This window comes from Rickettsiales bacterium (assembly GCA_029252805.1).
Taxonomy (GTDB): domain Bacteria; phylum Pseudomonadota; class Alphaproteobacteria; order Rickettsiales; family JALZUV01; genus JALZUV01.
The window spans coordinates 1-17,197 of sequence record JAQXAR010000041.1 but is presented as its reverse complement, the minus strand read 5'-3'; the positions used below and the strand labels follow the sequence as shown (position 1 = coordinate 17,197).

At 49.5% G+C, this 17,197-nt stretch carries 21 protein-coding genes and 1 tRNA gene; 11 read left to right on the top strand and 11 right to left on the bottom strand.

The window, feature by feature from the left end; all coding sequences use genetic code 11:
• Positions 1-66 precede the first annotated feature (66 nt).
• Positions 67-1,242 (bottom strand): deoxyguanosinetriphosphate triphosphohydrolase, encoded by a 1,176-nt coding sequence (locus P8P30_08285; GenBank protein ID MDG1287544.1) that lies wholly within the window; start codon positions 1,240-1,242, stop codon positions 67-69.
• Positions 1,243-1,404: 162 nt separating this feature from the next.
• On the opposite strand from P8P30_08285, the gene P8P30_08280 reads away from it, so the two are divergent.
• Both P8P30_08280 and xth read left to right on the top strand, forming a co-directional pair.
• The gene (locus P8P30_08280) at positions 1,405-1,743 is read left to right on the top strand and encodes an iron-sulfur cluster assembly accessory protein (GenBank protein ID MDG1287543.1); all 339 of its coding nucleotides are present in this window, start codon (positions 1,405-1,407) and stop codon (positions 1,741-1,743) included.
• A gap of 2 nt (positions 1,744-1,745) precedes the next feature.
• A complete protein-coding gene (gene xth / locus P8P30_08275) occupies positions 1,746-2,531 on the top strand; it encodes an exodeoxyribonuclease III (GenBank protein ID MDG1287542.1) in 786 nt (261 codons plus the stop codon).
• On the opposite strand, the gene P8P30_08270 is transcribed toward xth, so the two are convergent.
• Complete coding sequence (locus P8P30_08270; protein ID MDG1287541.1) at positions 2,520-3,743, bottom strand: transcription antitermination factor NusB; 1,224 nt, start codon at positions 3,741-3,743, stop codon at positions 2,520-2,522. The genes xth and P8P30_08270 overlap by 12 nt on opposite strands.
• Positions 3,744-3,882: 139 nt before the next feature.
• On the opposite strand from P8P30_08270, the gene P8P30_08265 reads away from it, so the two are divergent.
• On the top strand, positions 3,883-4,023 hold the full coding sequence (locus P8P30_08265) for a DUF1674 domain-containing protein (GenBank protein MDG1287540.1): 141 nt from the start codon (positions 3,883-3,885) through the stop codon (positions 4,021-4,023).
• Between the two features lie 59 nt (positions 4,024-4,082).
• On the opposite strand, the gene aqpZ is transcribed toward P8P30_08265, so the two are convergent.
• A complete protein-coding gene (gene aqpZ, locus P8P30_08260; protein MDG1287539.1) occupies positions 4,083-4,808 on the bottom strand; it encodes an aquaporin Z in 726 nt (241 codons plus the stop codon).
• 154 nt (positions 4,809-4,962) lie between these two features.
• Here aqpZ and trmD point away from each other — a divergent pair, with 154 nt between their 5' ends.
• The 6 genes from trmD (at position 4,963) to P8P30_08230 (ending at position 9,220) form a co-directional block, all read left to right on the top strand.
• Positions 4,963-5,688, top strand: coding sequence for a tRNA (guanosine(37)-N1)-methyltransferase TrmD (gene trmD, locus P8P30_08255; protein ID MDG1287538.1), 726 nt, complete (start codon positions 4,963-4,965; stop codon positions 5,686-5,688).
• Positions 5,666-6,121: a 50S ribosomal protein L19 gene (gene rplS, locus P8P30_08250; GenBank protein MDG1287537.1), complete on the top strand. Its 456-nt coding sequence runs from the start codon at positions 5,666-5,668 to the stop codon at positions 6,119-6,121. The genes trmD and rplS overlap by 23 nt, the downstream gene beginning before the upstream one ends.
• A 75-nt stretch (positions 6,122-6,196) precedes the next feature.
• A complete protein-coding gene (leuC, locus tag P8P30_08245; protein ID MDG1287536.1) occupies positions 6,197-7,606 on the top strand; it encodes a 3-isopropylmalate dehydratase large subunit in 1,410 nt (469 codons plus the stop codon).
• Between the two features lie 12 nt (positions 7,607-7,618).
• Positions 7,619-7,933: a DUF1905 domain-containing protein gene (locus P8P30_08240; protein MDG1287535.1), complete on the top strand. Its 315-nt coding sequence runs from the start codon at positions 7,619-7,621 to the stop codon at positions 7,931-7,933.
• A gap of 66 nt (positions 7,934-7,999) precedes the next feature.
• Complete coding sequence (locus P8P30_08235) at positions 8,000-8,653, top strand: OmpA family protein (protein MDG1287534.1); 654 nt, start codon at positions 8,000-8,002, stop codon at positions 8,651-8,653.
• A gap of 147 nt (positions 8,654-8,800) precedes the next feature.
• On the top strand, positions 8,801-9,220 hold the full coding sequence (locus P8P30_08230) for a phage tail tube protein (protein ID MDG1287533.1): 420 nt from the start codon (positions 8,801-8,803) through the stop codon (positions 9,218-9,220).
• Here the strand turns inward: P8P30_08230 and pyk are convergent.
• Positions 9,213-10,673 (bottom strand): pyruvate kinase, encoded by a 1,461-nt coding sequence (pyk, locus tag P8P30_08225; GenBank protein MDG1287532.1) that lies wholly within the window; start codon positions 10,671-10,673, stop codon positions 9,213-9,215. The genes P8P30_08230 and pyk overlap by 8 nt on opposite strands.
• 45 nt (positions 10,674-10,718) lie before the next feature.
• On the opposite strand from pyk, the gene P8P30_08220 reads away from it, so the two are divergent.
• Positions 10,719-11,270 (top strand): TlpA disulfide reductase family protein, encoded by a 552-nt coding sequence (locus tag P8P30_08220; GenBank protein MDG1287531.1) that lies wholly within the window; start codon positions 10,719-10,721, stop codon positions 11,268-11,270.
• On the opposite strand, the gene P8P30_08215 is transcribed toward P8P30_08220, so the two are convergent.
• The 4 genes from P8P30_08215 to lepB are packed head-to-tail and all read right to left on the bottom strand — an operon-like array spanning position 11,263 to position 15,483.
• Complete coding sequence (locus tag P8P30_08215; protein ID MDG1287530.1) at positions 11,263-13,146, bottom strand: histidine kinase dimerization/phospho-acceptor domain-containing protein; 1,884 nt, start codon at positions 13,144-13,146, stop codon at positions 11,263-11,265. The genes P8P30_08220 and P8P30_08215 overlap by 8 nt on opposite strands.
• Positions 13,147-13,196: 50 nt before the next feature.
• Positions 13,197-14,096 carry a GTPase Era gene (era, locus tag P8P30_08210; protein MDG1287529.1) on the bottom strand — a complete coding sequence of 300 codons (900 nt, stop codon included), beginning with the start codon at positions 14,094-14,096 and terminating at the stop codon, positions 13,197-13,199.
• On the bottom strand, positions 14,093-14,752 hold the full coding sequence (rnc, locus tag P8P30_08205) for a ribonuclease III (protein ID MDG1287528.1): 660 nt from the start codon (positions 14,750-14,752) through the stop codon (positions 14,093-14,095). Before rnc ends, era begins: the two co-directional genes overlap by 4 nt.
• Entirely contained in the window at positions 14,740-15,483 is a 744-nt protein-coding gene (lepB, locus tag P8P30_08200) for a signal peptidase I (protein ID MDG1287527.1), read from the bottom strand. The genes rnc and lepB overlap by 13 nt, the downstream gene beginning before the upstream one ends.
• A gap of 97 nt (positions 15,484-15,580) precedes the next feature.
• Here lepB and P8P30_08195 point away from each other — a divergent pair.
• Positions 15,581-15,671, top strand: a tRNA-Ser gene (locus tag P8P30_08195).
• Between the two features lie 136 nt (positions 15,672-15,807).
• Here the strand turns inward: P8P30_08195 and P8P30_08190 are convergent.
• The 3 genes from P8P30_08190 to P8P30_08180 form a co-directional block, all read right to left on the bottom strand.
• On the bottom strand, positions 15,808-16,086 hold the full coding sequence (locus tag P8P30_08190; GenBank protein MDG1287526.1) for a DUF2282 domain-containing protein: 279 nt from the start codon (positions 16,084-16,086) through the stop codon (positions 15,808-15,810).
• Positions 16,079-16,540 (bottom strand): efflux RND transporter permease subunit, encoded by a 462-nt coding sequence (locus P8P30_08185; GenBank protein ID MDG1287525.1) that lies wholly within the window; start codon positions 16,538-16,540, stop codon positions 16,079-16,081. The genes P8P30_08190 and P8P30_08185 overlap by 8 nt, the downstream gene beginning before the upstream one ends.
• Before the next feature lie 558 nt (positions 16,541-17,098).
• On the bottom strand, positions 17,099-17,197 hold a 99-nt coding region (locus tag P8P30_08180), incomplete at its 5' end, for an IS1595 family transposase (protein MDG1287524.1).

Sequence of the window (17,197 nt, the reverse complement as noted above, 5' to 3'; positions counted from 1 at the left end):
CACGAATGCTGCGTAAAGACGGAATTATCAGGTGAGGTCAGCAGGCCGAAGCGGGAACAGAACAAACTAACCCTGCGCCGCGCTCGATCCTAAATCGAACAACCTTGCATGCTCTTGAATCGCAAAACGGTCGGTCATACCGCTGATGTAATCGGCGATGATGCTCATTTTGGCATTATCATCTTTCACGGCGTTCCATTGGCGGAACCATTCGGTCGGCAAGCAATCAGGTTCATCACGGAAAATTTCAAAAAGCTGAACGATCACACGGCGTGCTTTGCTGGTCATGCGGTTCACTTTATAATGCTTATACATGCGCTCCATCAGGAATTTACGCAACTGACGATGCACTGAGTCCATCTCGCCTGAGAACGCCACCATCGGACGCCCTGCGGCGCGCACTTGCTTCACCGATTGCGGATTCAGGTTACTGAGATTACGATGCGTCTCTTCCAACAGATCCACCACCATTGCATTGATCACACGGCGCACACCCTCATGCGCCAAACGCTGGCGGCTCAAGAGCGGGTATTTCTTAATCACATCGCGGAAGGTCTGACCGACGAGCGGCAGGTGAAGCAAATCTTCAATCTCAAACAAACCCGCACGCAACCCATCATCAATATCATGGTTATTATAAGCGATATCATCCGCTAATGCCGCCACTTGCGCTTCGGCTGAAGCATACGTATTGAGCTCCAAATCATACATCTCATTGCAAAGCTTGAGCGTCGAATGCGGATTCTTCACCGGACCATTATGTTTGGCGATCCCTTCCAGCGTTTCCCAGGTCAGGTTTAGGCCATCAAACTCTGCGTAACGCTGCTCCAACATCATCATCAAACGCAACGTCTGTGCGTTATGATCGAAGCCTTCATACCCTTTAAGCACGTCTTTAAGCGCATCCTCACCGGCATGGCCAAAAGGCGGATGCCCCATATCATGCGAAAGCGCGCAGGCTTCGGCCAAATCTTCATTCAGCTCCAGTGTACGAGCGATAGAGCGCGCCAACTGTGCCACCTCTAAACTATGCGTCAACCGTGTGCGGTAATGATCGCCCTCATGATTGACAAAGACTTGCGTTTTATATTCCAGCCGGCGAAACGCCATCGAATGGATAATGCGGTCACGATCTCGCTGATAGGGCGTACGATTCTGGCTTTCGCTCTCATCGATCAAACGGCCACGTGAGTCCTTAGGCTGACTCGCAAAGACTGCCAAGAATTTCGTATTAGGTTGCATCCAACTTTGCATGAGATCTTTACTCCAATTTGCACACCTCGCACTTGAATGCGGGGTCTCTTGCATAAGATTCCGCATCGCGCGAGCTTGTGCCGCATGCGAAACCCAAACGGAGCTTACCCTGCCCCTTGTAACCCGCAAGGAATAAGTTATATTAGTTTCATGACTGACACGCCAAATATCACTTTGAGTGACTCTGCTGCCAAACGCATCGCCTTTTTGTTGGAGGATGAGCCCCTAGGCACCTATTTCCGCATCGCGGTCGAGGGCGGCGGATGCTCTGGCTTTCAATATCGTTTCGATTTTGACGCCGCGACGCTTACCGAAGAAGATTTAGAGATTCAAAAACAAGGCGCTAAAGTGGTCATCGACACCACCTCGCTCGAGCTCGTATCAGGTTCCGAACTTGATTTCACCACCGAACTTGTCGGCTCCGCCTTCGCGCTAAAGAACCCCCAAGCTACCAGCGGCTGTGGCTGCGGCAACTCATTCGCGCTTTAAACATGAAAATCGCTACTTGGAACGTCAATTCGCTGCGCCAGCGCTTAGAACATCTACTTAAATGGTCGGATGAGTTCCAGCCGGATGTGATCTTGCTGCAGGAAACCAAAGTCACGGATGATCTCTTCCCGCGTATGGAGCTAGAAGATAAAGGCTATAACCTCGCTTTCACGGGGCAGAAGACCTTTAACGGCGTTGCCATCCTGTCTAAATTCCCGATGGAAGATATCATCACCACCCTGCCCGGCGATGATTCGGATGAACAAAAGCGCTATGTCGAAGCATTACTCACCACCCCTAACGGCGTCGTACGCGTCGCATCGGTCTATGTGCCAAATGGCCAAGACGAAGATTCCGATAAATTCATCCATAAAATGAGCTTCTTTGACCGTCTGCATAAACATCTAGGCGTGTTGCTCGAAGAAGACACGCCGCTCGTCGTCGGCGGAGACTATAATGTCGCGCCCTTGCCCATTGATGTGTTGGAGCCGGAAAAGAAAGAGGGCATGATCTGCTATCATCCCAAAGAACGTGCCAAATGGCGGGCGTTAGAATATCTCGGCCTCACCGAATCTTTCCGCATGCATCACCCCCACCGCGAGGAAGCCTTCAGCTGGTGGGATTACCGGCGCGGCGCTTTCCAACGCAATGATGGCTACCGTATTGATCATCTCTTATTATCCGGCGAAGCGGCTGACGCTTGCACCGCCAGCGATATCGACATCAACCCACGTGGCTGGGAAAAGCCATCCGATCACACACCCGTTTGGTGCGAGTTAAGCCTTTAACATCGCCGCGAAAAATCCGTCCATTCCGCCTTTATCGCCAAGCATCGCCGGCGTCGTGCGCAAATAGCCTTGCGGGCTAATCCACTCGTCAGGAATACCGGCAACTGAAGCTTCTAACGGCTGAACTCTCTTGATATGCAGCTGCATTTGGTTCTCGCCTTCTTCCGGCTGAAGCGAGCAGGTAATATAGAGAAGCTTGCCGTCTGGTTTTAACCATTGCAACGCTTTGGCAAGCAGTGTTTGTTGAATCTCAACTAGCCGATTCACATCTTCCGGCTGCCGCTGATGCATGATCTCAGGATGGCGACGAATCGTTCCGGTAGCCGAGCAAGGCGCATCCAATACGATAATATCAAATTTCTCATCCGGCTGCCATTTACGTAGGTCCGCGCAAATCACCTCAGCTTCTAAGTTATTATATTCTAAATTCTCACGTAGGCGATTGAGACGGTTCTCAGAAATATCTAACGCCGTCACCTGCGCGCCGGCGATCGCCAACTGCATGGTCTTACCGCCCGGCGCCGCGCACGCATCCAGCACGCGCTTGCCTTTAATATCGCCCAATAATTTCACTGGCAATGAAGCCGCAATATCTTGCACCCAACCATTACCCTCTAAGCTCGCAAAGTCAGACCCTTTAGGCAGGCGGATACTTCCACCGGGCATTACTTCACCTTCGGCAATTGGCTGCACCCATGTCACATCCAGCGGAGGCTCACCCACATGTGCGGCGGCAATCGCAAGCGCTTGCTCTTTGCCATAATCATCCACCCAATGCTCCCACAGCCACGGCGGCATCGCATCTTCGGGCTTGAGTTGGATAGCCTCTTTATCCGCGGCGATCTTTTTGCAGATCGCATTGACCAAGCCTGAAAGCTTCGGGAAAAATCGCTTCGCAACATCGACCGTCGTATTCACGGCAGCATGCGGCGGCGTATCGAGCAATAGAATTTGCGCCACCCCCATATAAAGGCAGCACGTAATATCAAGGCGAGATTCCTGCATCTGCTTTTGCAGATATTTCTTCAACAAAGCGTCCATCGCCAGCTTATAACGCAGGCACGTTTTCGCCAAACGATAAGCCAGCGCACGATCTTGCGGTGCAAGTTCCGGCAATTCATCCATTGCGAATTCGAGGGTTTTCTTTTGCTTGAGCACCGCCATTAAAAGCGAGTGCGCAGCGAGACGACTATTTAGACCAGCATTTGACATGTCTGCTGCATAGCAGACATTATCGTTATCTTACACTTCATTTTTCAAATGAAGTGGGGCTCACACGTCGCCCATGCTTACGCCAGAAATCTAGCGGTCCGACCTTGCCAGCCTATCCTTTAGATTGTAAGATCATAAGATGAGCGATGCTGACAAAAAACCCAAGACCGAAACAGACGAAGACTCTAGCGAGAATAAAAAAGAAATTGGCGGCCCGAAAGGCCCTGAACCCACCCGCTATGGCGATTGGGAAGTCGCCGGTCGCTGCACTGACTTTTAGAACCAAAAAGGGCGCCGAATCATAGACCCTACGCCGCTCTTTGTTTAAGTCACTTACGATTATTTACCGCAAGATTCTCCGCTGCATGATACGGCTTTCCATACCATTGCACCGAGAGCTGCACCACCAAGTGGCGCGACCCAGAATAACCATAACTGGCTAAGCGCTTCGCCGCCTACGAATAAAGCAGGACCAAAGCTACGCGCTGGATTGACGGACGTACCCGTGACCGGAATACCGACCAAGTGAATCACCACAAGTGCAATACCAATCGCAAGGCCCGCAAAACCAACCGGAGCGCCCGCGCTTGTTGCCCCAAGGATAACAAAAATGAAAATCGCGGTGAGCACAACTTCTGTTACCAAGGCCGCTTGCAAACTGTATCCACCTGGAGAGCCCGCATCATAACCATTTTGGCCGAGGCCATTTGCAGCAATATCGTAACCCGCTTTACCCGAAGCAATCAGATACAAGATACCTGCACCAATGACGGCGCCGATACATTGCATGATCACATACATAATCGCACCTTTCGTGCACATACGCCCCGCAACCACCATACCAAAGGTAACGGCTGGGTTAATGTGGCAGCCGCTAATGCCGCCAATGGCGTAAGCCATTATCAAAACAGTAAAACCGAAGGCGAATGAGATGCCAGCAAAGCCAATTGCATCCCCCGCCAATACAGCACTACCGCAACCGAATAGCACCAGCACCATCGTGCCGAATAATTCCGCTAAATATTTATTTCCATGACCTTCATCATGTCCTTTTTCTTTTCCCATGTCGCTTTATCCTCTCAAGAAGCTGTTAACGGCAAGAAGCCATCCCAATTTCAAACATAATTCCACAACAATTTACAGTGAATATTCTCAACATAAACCCTAACTCATTCGTTTAACTTGATAACATCGATTTTTGTGGCTATTGGATGAGCCCATGCACGCAAATATCCTCACCCTCTTTCCCGAAATGTTCCCCGGCGCACTGGGTTATTCGATTCTTGGCCGCGCGCTGGCAGACAAAACATGGTCGCTCGATACCGTCAATTTGCGAGATTTCGCCGTCGGCAAACATGCCAATGTTGATGAAACTCCTTATGGCGGCGGCGCTGGCATGCTATTGCGCGCCGATGTCGTCGGCCCGGCGATTGAATCCATCCCCAATAAAGGCAAATTGCTTTACCTATCTCCGCGCGGTAAGCCACTAACTCAGACGAAAGCAGTCGAACTTGCCCAAGAAGAAACCCTCACCTTACTCTGCGGACGCTTTGAAGGTGTCGATCAACGCGTACTCGACCATTACGAGATAGAAGAAATTTCGATCGGCGATTATGTTCTCGCCGGCGGAGAAGTCGCCGCACAGGTGGTTTTGGAAGCAGTTTTACGCCTGATACCCGGTGTTTTGGGTGAATCTGCCAGTGCAGAGGAAGAAAGTTTCGGATTAAACACGGATTATGCTGGACTCCTTGAATACCCTCACTATACTAAGCCCCCCTTATGGAACGATCTTGAAGTTCCTGAGGTTTTGCTCTCCGGCCATCATGGAAACATAAAAAAATGGCGAAAAGAGCAAGCAGAGAAATTGACTAAAGCCCGTAGGCCTGATATGTGCCTGCGCTTAGAGAAGAAAGAGGAACACGATGAACCTATTGCAAAAGACTGAAAAAGATCACTTAGATAGCATTACTGAGGGTAAAACTATCCCGGATTTCGCTGCAGGTGATACTGTTCGCGTGAACTTCCGTATCGTTGAGGGTACTAACGAGCGTGTTCAAGCATTTGAAGGCCTTGTAATTGCGAAGAAAAATCGCAGCCTAGCCTCTTCTTTCACCGTTCGTAAATTGAGCCATGGTGAAGGCGTTGAACGTATCTTCCCACTTTACTCACCACGTATTGACAGCCTCGAAGTCATTCGTCGCGGTGATGTTCGTCGCGCTAAACTTTACTATCTACGCGGTCGTACCGGTAAAGCCGCTCGTATCGCTGAGAAGAAAGATTACACGAACACGAACACAGTGAAGAAAACTCGCGAAGAGCGTCAAGCAGCTAAAGCAATTAAAGTCGCTGCTAAAGCGGAAGCTAAAAAAGAAGCTTAATAAGCTCACTGTAATTTGATAAGTTAAAGACTCTGCATCTATGGTTCGCTTTATGCGGGGCATGGAGAAGAGACTATGATGGCACAAACACTTTTCGATAAAATCTGGGAAAGCCACCTCGTTCACGAGGCAGATGACGGCACGTCACTACTCTATATTGACCGCCATTTGGTGCATGAAGTCACCAGCCCACAGGCTTTTGAAGGCCTGCGCATGAATGGCCGCAAGGTACGTCAGCCCGAAGCCACTTTGGCTGTCGCTGATCACAACGTCCCAACCACGTCTGACCGCCTTGAAGGCATTAAAGACGAAACCTCGCGCATTCAGGTCGAAACACTTGAAGCAAACTGCAAAGAATTTGGCGTCCGTTACTTCGATATGTCTGATATTCGCCAAGGCGTCGTTCACATCGTAGGGCCAGAGCAAGGCTTCACCCTGCCCGGCACAACCATTGTTTGCGGCGATTCTCACACTTCTACCCACGGTGCCTTCGGCGCCCTTGCCTTCGGTATCGGCACCTCTGAAGTAGAGCATGTGCTTGCGACGCAAACCCTCATCCAAAAACGTGCAAAAAACATGCGCATCACGGTTGAAGGCACCCCGAATGCTGGCATCACCGCCAAAGATATCACCCTCGCCGTGATCGGCCTTATCGGCACTGCGGGCGGCACTGGCTATGTCATCGAATATGCTGGCCAAGCGATTCAAGACCTTTCCATGGAAGGCCGTATGACCGTTTGTAATATGGCAATCGAAGCCGGCGCGCGCGCGGGCCTCATCGCACCAGACGAAACAACATTCGACTATCTCAAAACCCGCCCAATGGCTCCAGCGGGCGCACAGTGGGACGAAGCCGTTGCCTATTGGAAGACCCTCCCATCAGATGCGGGCGCTGCTTACGACAAGGAAATCACCTTAAACGCAGCGGATATCGCACCACAGGTTACATGGGGCACCAGCCCGCAAGATGTTCTGCCAATCACGGGCGAAGTTCCCAACCCTGCCAATGAGAATGATCCCGTCAAACGCAAATCTTTGGAACGCGCACTAAACTATATCGGCCTGACTGCTGGAACCAAACTAAACGAAGTGCCGGTTGATAAGATCTTCATCGGCTCTTGCACCAATGGCCGCATCGAAGATATGCGCGCCGCCGCAAAAGTTGCAAAAGGCCGTAAAGTGGCGAACACGATCAGCCTCGCGATGGTCGTTCCGGGCTCTGGCCTCGTCAAGCAACAGGCCGAAGCAGAAGGCTTAGATAAAATCTTCGTCGAAGCGGGCTTTGAATGGCGCGAAGCAGGCTGTTCTATGTGCCTCGCGATGAATGACGATTACCTGCAACCGGGCGAACGGTGCGCCTCCACTTCGAACCGTAATTTCGAAGGTCGCCAAGGTAAAGGCGGACGCACTCACTTAATGAGCCCCGCCATGGCCGCAGCTGCAGCCATAACAGGCCGCCTCACCGACATCCGCGAATTCGCCTAACCCGCTCTCACGATGTTAGATATTACCGACGCGCAGCAATTTGAATTCCGCGCAACCCTTTGGTTATGGAGCGGCGGCAAAACATCATGGCACTTCATCACCCTGCCCAAAACAGAATCCGAACAAATCAAATTCTTCGCCAGCGGCATCAAACGTGGCTGGGGTTCCGTTCGTGTCGAAGCGCGCATTGGCGGCACAAGCTGGAAAACCTCCCTCTTCCCTTCCAAGCAGGCAGACGCCTATATTCTACCCATCAAAGCCGCTGTCAGAAATGATGAAAATATGCAATTGAACCAAGACTACCCCGTGCATTTAACCCTCATCTAAAAATAAATATTTTTATCCGTAGGGTTTTGCATTTACAATCGTATGATAAGTAACAAGGAGAATTTTATGAAACGTCTTATCGCCCTTTTAGCGACTACCACCCTACTCACCGCCTGCCAACAGGTAAGCGACAGTTACGACAATAACGGCCAAACCTTTAATGGTGCGGCCATTGGTGCAATCGCAGGCGCAGCCCTTGGCTCACTCACCGGTGATGGCTCAACCGAGCGCCGCCAACGTGCTACCATCGGCGCATTAGCCGGCGCAGCAGCAGGTGCCGGGATCGGCCAATATATGGACCGCCAAGAAGATCAATTACGCGGCCAACTTGCAGGTTCCGGCGTAGACGTGAAACGCCAAGGCGACGATATCCTCCTCAACATGCCAAGCAGCATTACCTTTGCCGTTGACCAAAGTAATATCCAATCACAATTTTACGGCACGCTCAGTAACGTCGCTAGCGTTCTCAAGAGTTATCCAGAAACGACCATCAATGTCATTGGTCACACCGATAGCAGCGGGGCGGCAGACTATAACCAATCACTTTCGGAACGCCGCGCGCAATCCGTCGTGCAGTATCTTGGTGGCCAAGGCGTCGCCTATGCGCGCCTAGATGCTTATGGCCAAGGCGAGTCACAGCCCATTGCCAGCAACAACACGCTCTCCGGCAAAGCGCAAAACCGTCGCGTCGAAGTTCGCATTATTCCGCAAGCACAATAATTTTGGCACCCTGTCATCCTGAACGAAGTGAAGAACCTTCAGATCCTTCGCTTACATTCAGGATGACAGGGTAAGCGCTGCAAGAATATTTTACACTTCCGGCCATTCGGCATTCGTCATATTCTCTAAATATAGATTGGAGAAATCATGACTGCCATCAACGCGACCGCCCTCACCTTACTCGTCGGAAATGGGCAAGCCCCTGAAACATTCACGGAATTAGGAGGCTTACGCAACCCCCGTATCGCTTTGCGTAATTCGCCTGAGCGTCATCACCATGCGAATCTCAGCCATGCATGGGAAAAGTCGCTTGCCGGCGCAGGCCGCCAGCAACTGACCGTCTCAGGCCAAGGCATCTTCACCGATAGCCCCTCCGAAGAAAGCCTACGCGCACAAGCCTTTAGTAACAGCCTGCAAAATTTTCAAATCGCATTGGGCAATGGCGATACCATCACCGGCAGCTCCAGCATCCTCAATTACGAACGCTCCGCCTCGATGGAAGGCGCAACAGAATATCAAATCAGCCTACAAAGCGCTGGCGAGATTAACTTTAACGCGGCTACTTAACCGTCATAATCCGCAATGTATTGGTCGTTCCGGGAACACCAACAGGCTCCCCGGAAAGTGTCACAATTTCATCTGCAGGCTCCAGCGAGAGTGCTCGTTTAGCAAAATCATTGGTCCAGGCATAAATTTCCTCGACCGCTTTAAAGTCAGGCGACAACACCGAAGTCACGCCCCACACCAGCGCTAATTGGCGCGCTACTTTAGGCTGAGGGGTAACGCCGAAGACAGGACAACGCGCACGATCACGTGCACATGCAAAGGCCGTTCCGCCACTGCGAGTAAAAGCCAACGTTGCTTTCGATTGCACCAAACGCGTGATATCACGCGCGGACGCTGCCAAAGCATGCAACGGATTCGCAATTGGTATTTTTCGTTTATCGTATAACTCATCCCAGTAGCTATCGTCCCCTTCGACTGCACGAATGATACGATCCATCACCGCGACTGCCGTTGCAGGATGGCGCCCGACAGCAGATTCCGCACTCAACATGACCGCATCAACACCAAGGTAAACCGCCGTGGCTACATCTGAGGTTTCTGCACGCGTTGGCACGGGCGTATCGACCATCGATTGCAGCATTTGCGTTGCCACCACGACCGGCTTACCCGCCTTACGACACGCCGTTACGATCTTACGCTGTGCGGCAGGCACTTGCTCCATTGGCAGCTCGACCCCCAAGTCGCCGCGCGCGACCATGATCATATCAGAGAGTTCGACAATCGCTTCGATACCGTCCATCGCGAGTGGTTTCTCAATCTTTGAGAGCACCAGCGCTTTATCGCCGATAATCTTTTTCGCTTCCGCGACATCCTCTGCCGTTTGTACAAAACTGAGCGCAATAATATCGACCCCATGCTGCAAAACGAAATCAAGATCCGTACGATCCTTCTGCGTAAGCGCCGAAATAGGCAATTGGCGAGTCGGCACATTCACGCCTTTTTTATCAGAAAGCATGCCCGGAATATCGACACGCGCCGTCGCACGTTGGTTGCTCTCTTTCGCCGTTAAGGTCAGCGCCATCGTACCATCATCAAGCTTAAGCTCATCGCCCACTTGGAGCGCCTCTAAAATCTCAGGATGCGGCAAACGAATAAGCCCTGACTTGCCAGGTTCTTTGGAAACTTCGAGCGTCACTTCTGTCCCATATTTCAGCTCTATCGGCCCATCAGCGAACGTCCCGACGCGAATTTTTGGGCCCTGCATATCTGCCAGAATCGGAATATATTGCCCGGTTTCTTTTTCCACTTCACGAATGGCATGAATTTGTTTGAGATGATCTTCATGGCTTCCATGACTAAAATTAAGGCGGAATGCCGTCGCCCCAGCATTAATCAATTGCAGTAAGTTTGTCGCCGGCCCCACCGTCGCAATAATCTTACAACGCCTTGGCGCTAGCGATAATTTAGGGTGGTTGGCGCTATCATTCATATCGATCATCTGTACTACACTCATATTTTTCATCCCTGCTTTGAACTTAAGATAAGCGAAAAGTAACGTATGTCACTGGCTTTTTGCCAAACAAGCCCTTATGACAACAGCATGCTCTGGCGCTATGTGATAATGATTGCGATCTTAATCGCCGCAGGAATGGCCTTTTACCCTTCCAAAGAAACCCATACGCCCACAGCCCTTCCCGATGTTTCATTCGCTTTACCCAATGGCGAGCAAAGTTCTTTGCACTCCTTCAAAGGCAAAGTAACGCTCATTCACTTTTGGGCAAGCTGGTGTCCGCCTTGCTTACCCGAGATTCCTGAGCTCATCGCTTTAGCCCAAGCACACCCTGATGATCTGACCATCATTGCTTTCTCGCTTGATAAAACAGCAGCAGACATGAAACGATTTTTCAACGTAAAGTTTGGAGAACTCCCCGCGAACTTCATCCCCCTATGGGACGAAGGCGGCTCCATTGCCCGCGATAGTTTCTACAGCTTAAACTATCCTGAAACCTATATCATGGGTTGCGCGGGTAATTTACGCGATAAAATAATCGGTCCCGCCAGCAATTGGGAAACAGAAATAGAACCACACTTAGCGGCTTGCATTAAGTAACGATTCGTTTTGCTGGGAAGCGTACCATGACCAAGGTTGGTTTGCCTGGCTGGCTTTCAATCGTTAGATTGGCTTGGTGCATTGCGACCAAGGCTTTTGTCAGTGGGATTCCTAAGTTACTAATGCGCCCTAATTGGCTGCGAGACTGCAATTTCGGGTTACCCTCTTCATCCATTTCTTGCTGGATTGTATTGCCCTCAGGTACCATTTTCTTAACTGTTTTCGCACCAAAATCCGTCACGATAATTTCAAAGTAACGCTCTTCTTTTGAATCGCGCCCGATCTGCGCATCGATAATCACACTGCCGCCTTTAGGCGCATGCGAGATCGCATTACCAAGTAGATTCAGGATGATCTGCTTCAAGCGCAATTCATCAACCAACAGACGTGGCAGCATATCGCCGACACGATTTTCGATCGTAATTCCCGATTCCTTCAAACGATCGCTTAACACACGAATACATTTGGAAATCACAAATTCGACCTGAACCGGTTTTTCCTGCAATTCGAGCATTCCCGCTTCCGCTTTGGCAAGCGCTAACACATCGCCGACCAGCCCCTGAACCGCGCTTGAACAATCATAAATATCGTCAATATATTGCGTGTATTTCTCATTCTCAATAACGCCGTAAACCTGATTTTTCATCAATTCCGCAAAACCGGCAATCGTATTAAGCGGGGTTCTAAGCTCATGACTCATCGAATGTAGGAAGTCAATTTTCACACGGTTACTAAGTTCCGCCGCTTCTTTTGCCTGCTTCATAAAGGCAATCTTACCGCGCTGCTCGCGTTCAATATTGCGGCGTTCTTGTAAGTATCCATTAATGCGAACCAACTGCTTATCAAGATACACAATCTCGTCCAATGCCTCGATATCTGCGGTGATCGCCTCTCCCCGAATCAACCCTTGCACCTTATCCGTCAATTGATGCAGCGGCACTAAAATACGCCCGCGCACGACCCATAAAACAAATAACAAAAAGATCGTAATCATGAAAATAGGCACCATGCGCTGCCACAACATACCCGCAAAATCGACCCAACGCTTATTGAGATTAACGCCTAATAAAAAGGTGAAAGGATAGATCGCCGACTGCTGGTAGTACGTTACCAAATTCCCTTTGGTAACGGCAGCCATTTCACCTTGCGGTTTCGCATCAAAATCAATGACACGCAACAGATCAATAGGGAAAAATTGATTAATAAAATCAGTCTCTTCAGAAGATTCCGTAATCCCAATATAGGTATTGGTCACCATCGCAAAATCAACCACTTTACCCTGCAAGGTACGGCGCAGTTTTTGCGTAATTTTTTCAATATCAATACTCAGTAATACGGTGCCTAAATGATTACCTGAATAATCATCTATCCCCATCGCGGTCGGGATGACCCATTTATCCGAAACGCGACCTTCGACAGGGCGGCCAAGCTGTACTTTCCATGGCTCAACTAACGCCTTTTTCATATAGTCACGATCTGAAACATCCAACCCTTTCGAAAGGACGCCGCGTGCTGAACTCGCCACGATACGTTGATCGGCATCAATCCACGCAAACAGACGGAACATTGAGCTTTCCGTATCGAACGAGCGGAGTAACCGCGCAATCCCATCTTTATCCTGCGCACCTAAATGCAAAATTTGGCGTCCTAGAGACTCCAGCAAATACGAAGATTGCTTGAGTTCTAAAATCACGGCGCGGTCAAGGCGAGTCGCTTCCGTTTCCAGTAACGTCAGGTTTTGAGTTTTGTAATCACGGTTGGCGTCAAACACGACCCATCCGGCCAGCAGCAACAGCATGCAAAGCATCGACCCTGCGAGTAACGCAAAGTCACGTGAATAAAATACACCGCTGGGAGCTGTTTCAGTTTCACTCATACTCTAGAGAAAATAGGAGTTTGCGCCGCTTGAGGCAAGAAACTTGCCGTTTATTCTGCGCCTAGAGGCAAGAATTCTCGTTTATCTTTCCATCCGGGCACTACTTTGACGAAAAGGAAAAGGTGCACTTTGCGATCCAGAACTTTCTGCAAGCTCATACGCGCCGCTTGCGAAATCTCTTTCAACTGCGAACCCTGCTTACCCAGCACCATCTTCTTATGCGCGTCACGTTCGACCATCACAATTTGGTTGATCTTCACGCTACCATCGGCGCGCTCTTCCCACGCTTCCGGCTCGACTCGCAAACCGTAAGGTAGCTCTTGGCGCAAACGTAAAAACAATTTCTCACGCGTCACTTCTGCCGCAATAAAGCGCATCGGCAAATCCGAAATCTGATCTTCTGGGAACATCCATTCACCTTCGGGCATATGGCTCATCATCCATTTTTTGAGATCATCCGTCCCTTGGTTTTTAAGCGCCGACCCCATGAAAACTTCCGCGCCACCCGATAGTTCAGACACTTCCGCCACCTGCTTGAGCAACTCAGGTTTATCCACCTTATCGGTCTTATTGAGCCACACCGCACGCGGCTTATTTTTCATATCCTGCAGTGCTTTAACGAGAGTTTTTTCTGCATCGCTTAAGCCTTTGCGTGACACTCGCTCTGCATCAACTAGCAGCACCGCCGCATCCGATTCACGCGCGCCATTCCACGCGGCCGATACCATCGCTTTTTCAAAATTACGTTCCGTACTGAAAATCCCTGGCGTGTCCAGATAGACCATCTGACAGTCACCCTCGATCGCAATACCGCGGATAATATCGCGTGTGGTTTGCACCTTCGGCGTCACAATCGCTAGCTTGGTTCCGACCAAGCAATTCAACAAAGTTGACTTACCGGCATTCGGCGCACCAATTAAGGCAACAAAGCCACATTTTTTTTCACTCATTTTACCTGCTCCAACATTTTCGTCGCCGCTAACTGCTCGGCTTTGCGTTTAGTATTTGCTTGTGCTTGTTGAGCTGCTTGCCCCTCAACCGTTACTTCCACTGTAAAAACCGGCGCATGCGCAGGGCCATCTTGATTCACCAACGTATAAATCGGCAAGCCTAAACCGCAACCTTGCGCCCATTCTTGCAGTGCTGTTTTACCATCAATCGGCGCATCTTTGAGCGCTTTTAAACGCTCCAACCAATGCGTCGTAATAAACTCATGCGCCGCTTCAAACCCGCCATCGACAAAGATTGCGCCAATCACCGCTTCGCCAATATCTTCCTGTACGGAGCTATTATCGCACGCACCGGAATTAGCCTCCACCGCCGAGAATCGAATATGTTCATGAATTCCGAGATCACGCACCATCTGCGCCACCGCATCTTTTGCCACCAGAACAGATTTCCGGCGCGCTAAGTCGCCTTCCACCTCATGCGGGAAATGTGTTATGAGTAGATGGCTAACCACCACTCCCAGCACGGAATCCCCTAAGAATTCCAAACGCTGATAGCTGAACGGCGAGCCATCTTCTTGCTTCAAATTACAGCTTGGGTGAGTCAGCGCCTCTTCAAGGAGCGCTGCATCTTTAAAACGATACCCTAGCGTATCCATGTGAGAAGTCTATCCCAGCGCGGCACCATATTCTCGCCAAACGAGAGCACCACAATCTCTGCTTTACCCACTAAATTCTGCGCCGGCACAAACCCGACAATATCAAGATAACGGCTATCCGTAGAATTATCGCGGTTATCGCCCATCATGAAATAATGCTCAGCAGGAACAGTAAAGACCTTCGTATTATCCACCACGCCATAAGTAGTCTGGTCCAACACTTTATATTTCAAGCCGCTTGGCAAGGTCTCTTCATATTGCGCAATCGCAATATCGCTATTGAGCGCTTCCTCATGGAAACGGTAATCTTCCACCGGGTCTTTCGGCAGCGCCTCGCCATTGAGGTAAACAACGCCGCTACGCATCTGCACCGTATCGCCCGGCAAACCAATCACACGCTTGATAAAATCGATACTCTCGGCACCCGGTTTGCGGAAAACAGCCACATCGCCGCGCGTCGGCTCATCCTGCCAAATACGCCCGTCAAACAGATCTGCGCCAAAAGGGATAGAATAGCGGCTATAGCCATATTTATATTTGGAAACAAAAAGATAATCGCCCACCAGCAAGTTTGCCTTCATCGAGCCCGAGGGAATATGGAATGGCTCGAACAAAAAACTGCGAAAAAGCAAGGCTAAAACAATAGCATATACAATTGTTTTCAGCGTTTCGAAATGAGATGATTTTATTTTTTCAGTATTCACGAGCGGCAGAGTAAGCGTTGCACACATAATTGCAAGGCAGAATGAAGTCTACGGATTGACAGGTCGCGCTTCAGCGCTTACAACCCCATGAATAGCTGCCCAATACTGATGCAGCAAATGGTACGGATGGGTGGCCGAGTGGCTGAAGGCGCTCCCCTGCTAAGGGAGTATAGGGCAACCCCCTATCGTGGGTTCGAATCCCACCCCGTCCGCCATTTATCTTGTTTATATTATTGTTTTATATGAAGAAATGGATTTATTTATTATCCCGACCAACACTATGACCAACATACAAAATCACTCCTTGCTGGAATACTATTCATACAATCCGTATTTTTCTCTAAAATTTGACTAACTCTTATCTTTGGGAGTGGTTGAACTATTCGGCAGTTTGGCACATTCACCAATCGGGAGTGTTATCCATTCATTCGGATCGTTGTCTGTTTTGGCCATACCTGCACAGCCATGCTTATTGGCTTTACTCGCACATTCATTCACTCCGGCTTTGGAGACTCCATAGCATTTTTCCATACCATCACCTTGTTTCGGCTCCATGTGCGCCGCTGCACTTGAAGCCTGAATAGCGGCTAGAATAGTGGTGGCAATCAGCAGTTTTTGTTTCTTATCCATGATAATTTCCTTTCGGTTGATGATGGTTCTTTTGGTTAAAGTGGCGCCCCTCCCATAAATAATAAACTACGGGAATCACGATGAGGGTGAGTATCGTGGTGGTAATCATGCCGCCAACCATCGGCAGGGCGATGCGGCGCATGACATCCGCACCCAACCCATCGAACATGAAGATGGGCAATAGTCCGGCAAACTCGGTAATAACCGTCATAAGCACCGGGCGAATACGCATTAGTGCGCCTTCATGAACGGCCTCCCCCAATTCTGCGAGGGTGGTGGGTTGCTTCTCTCTGACGCGTAAATCGATATAAACCATCATAATAGCGGCAGTTTCCACCGCTAAGCCACCCAGTGCAATAAACCCAACGCCGGAAGCCACCGACAGGTTATAACCGGCCAGATAAAGCGCCCACATGCCGCCGACTAACGCCACAGGCAAAGAGAGCATAACCATTAGCTACTCATCAGAAAATGTATCACAGCGTATGTAATCAAGTTTATTTGCATGGTTGCTGGCACAGATATCCATATGTTTTATATTGATACGTAAGAAGGAATGTAACCCAATGTAACCCGTAGCAACCGATGAAGTTTCACCTAACATATTAAGTTATAGGTATTGTATCTATGTATCCTTATATCCATGAAATATATACTAAAGAGTTTTTTGAAAAATTAATTTGAAGTTCTTTTATTCAACAAAATTTACAGCACCTTAGTTAGTGCCGGAGAAAGGTTACGGTCACCAAGAAATAACAATACAACATTATCAACACCTTAGAAGTAACCTTGTAACCGGAATTACAAGTCGTCTAAACAGCTTAGTTTTGATAAATCGACTAAGCTGTACTTTGTAGACCTACCCGAAAACCTTTTGCTCTTGTTATGGTCGCTATCAATTTCAGGGTGCTGCCGTAAGGTATTCCCCCAATTAACTGAATAAGCCGTATGCTCTAACAGCTGGCGCAAGCCCTCATTCTGATTAGCGATATATAATTTTTGGGGCTGACACCTAATAATATTCTTTGAGCAACTTTTTCAGGTCTGCCAGTAAGTCACTTGGTGTGCCCATATTAAACCTCCACTCACATTCTTTCAAGAACAGATTAAA

Bases quoted from the DNA above. Each gene is read 5' to 3' on its own strand.
- P8P30_08285 (MDG1287544.1), bottom strand. From the start codon at position 1,242: ATGCAACCTAATACGAAATTCTTGGCAGTCTTTGCGAGTCAGCCTAAG.
- P8P30_08280 (MDG1287543.1), top strand. From the start codon at position 1,405: ATGACTGACACGCCAAATATCACTTTGAGTGACTCTGCTGCCAAACGC.
- xth (MDG1287542.1), top strand. From the start codon at position 1,746: ATGAAAATCGCTACTTGGAACGTCAATTCGCTGCGCCAGCGCTTAGAA.
- P8P30_08270 (MDG1287541.1), bottom strand. From the start codon at position 3,743: ATGTCAAATGCTGGTCTAAATAGTCGTCTCGCTGCGCACTCGCTTTTA.
- P8P30_08265 (MDG1287540.1), top strand. From the start codon at position 3,883: ATGAGCGATGCTGACAAAAAACCCAAGACCGAAACAGACGAAGACTCT.
- aqpZ (MDG1287539.1), bottom strand. From the start codon at position 4,808: ATGGGAAAAGAAAAAGGACATGATGAAGGTCATGGAAATAAATATTTA.
- trmD (MDG1287538.1), top strand. From the start codon at position 4,963: ATGCACGCAAATATCCTCACCCTCTTTCCCGAAATGTTCCCCGGCGCA.
- rplS (MDG1287537.1), top strand. From the start codon at position 5,666: ATGAACCTATTGCAAAAGACTGAAAAAGATCACTTAGATAGCATTACT.
- leuC (MDG1287536.1), top strand. From the start codon at position 6,197: ATGATGGCACAAACACTTTTCGATAAAATCTGGGAAAGCCACCTCGTT.
- P8P30_08240 (MDG1287535.1), top strand. From the start codon at position 7,619: ATGTTAGATATTACCGACGCGCAGCAATTTGAATTCCGCGCAACCCTT.
- P8P30_08235 (MDG1287534.1), top strand. From the start codon at position 8,000: ATGAAACGTCTTATCGCCCTTTTAGCGACTACCACCCTACTCACCGCC.
- P8P30_08230 (MDG1287533.1), top strand. From the start codon at position 8,801: ATGACTGCCATCAACGCGACCGCCCTCACCTTACTCGTCGGAAATGGG.
- pyk (MDG1287532.1), bottom strand. From the start codon at position 10,673: ATGAGTGTAGTACAGATGATCGATATGAATGATAGCGCCAACCACCCT.
- P8P30_08220 (MDG1287531.1), top strand. From the start codon at position 10,719: ATGTCACTGGCTTTTTGCCAAACAAGCCCTTATGACAACAGCATGCTC.
- P8P30_08215 (MDG1287530.1), bottom strand. From the start codon at position 13,146: ATGAGTGAAACTGAAACAGCTCCCAGCGGTGTATTTTATTCACGTGAC.
- era (MDG1287529.1), bottom strand. From the start codon at position 14,096: ATGAGTGAAAAAAAATGTGGCTTTGTTGCCTTAATTGGTGCGCCGAAT.
- rnc (MDG1287528.1), bottom strand. From the start codon at position 14,752: ATGGATACGCTAGGGTATCGTTTTAAAGATGCAGCGCTCCTTGAAGAG.
- lepB (MDG1287527.1), bottom strand. From the start codon at position 15,483: ATGTGTGCAACGCTTACTCTGCCGCTCGTGAATACTGAAAAAATAAAA.
- P8P30_08190 (MDG1287526.1), bottom strand. From the start codon at position 16,086: ATGGATAAGAAACAAAAACTGCTGATTGCCACCACTATTCTAGCCGCT.
- P8P30_08185 (MDG1287525.1), bottom strand. From the start codon at position 16,540: ATGGTTATGCTCTCTTTGCCTGTGGCGTTAGTCGGCGGCATGTGGGCG.